Annotated in this window: 1 tRNA gene and 1 rRNA gene; both read right to left on the bottom strand. The window is 46.8% G+C overall.

Features of this window, described 5'->3' with window-relative positions:
- Positions 1 to 293: 293 nt before the first annotated feature.
- Positions 294 to 369: transfer RNA gene (locus OKC27_RS22825), tRNA-Glu, on the bottom strand.
- A gap of 199 nt (positions 370 to 568) precedes the next feature.
- Positions 569 to 635 (bottom strand): 16S ribosomal RNA (locus OKC27_RS22820); the annotation flags it as partial.

Here is a 635-nt window from a genome sequence, read left to right as displayed (position 1 = left end):
TCCTTCATCGCCTCTGACTGCCAAGGCATCCACCATGTACGCTTAGTCACTTAACCATACAACCCCAAGAAGTGTCGTCGAAACGACGCGACTTGTTGAAGTACAACAAGGACCAAATAAAATTTGGTTTTCGCCAAGAAGTTTCCAAAGCACTTGTAACAAATGTTTGAGAACTACTTTTTAAATCAGCTTTCCAGATTGTTAAAGAGCATGTTTGCAACGGTCAGTGACCGAAGAAAACAGAGTTAAGAATCAGTTTCTTAACTCTGCATTCTTGTTAGCAAGAAGAGAAGTGGCGTCCCCTAGGGGATTCGAACCCCTGTTACCGCCGTGAAAGGGCGGTGTCCTAGGCCTCTAGACGAAGGGGACCCGGATTTGTCTTTGCGCTTGCGCGCAGGTGATTGGGTAACGACTTTCGCCATTATTCACATCCCAGCACCCAACAAAAGGGCTTCTCTCGTTTGGCGTTAGCCAAACAAGCACTGACGCTTGCGCATCAGGTCTTTGCTCTAACTACTTTGAATCAAGGCAATCTGTGTGAACACTCAACAACTTCGTCATCTTAAGGTAAGGAGGTGATCCAACCCCAGGTTCCCCTAGGGTTACCTTGTTACGACTTCACCCCAGTCATGAAT

It is taken from the genome of Aeromonas sp. QDB62 (genome assembly GCF_027705695.1).
GTDB classification, from domain to species: Bacteria; Pseudomonadota; Gammaproteobacteria; order Enterobacterales; family Aeromonadaceae; genus Aeromonas; species Aeromonas allosaccharophila.
This window is presented reverse-complemented; position numbering and strand designations above follow the sequence as displayed.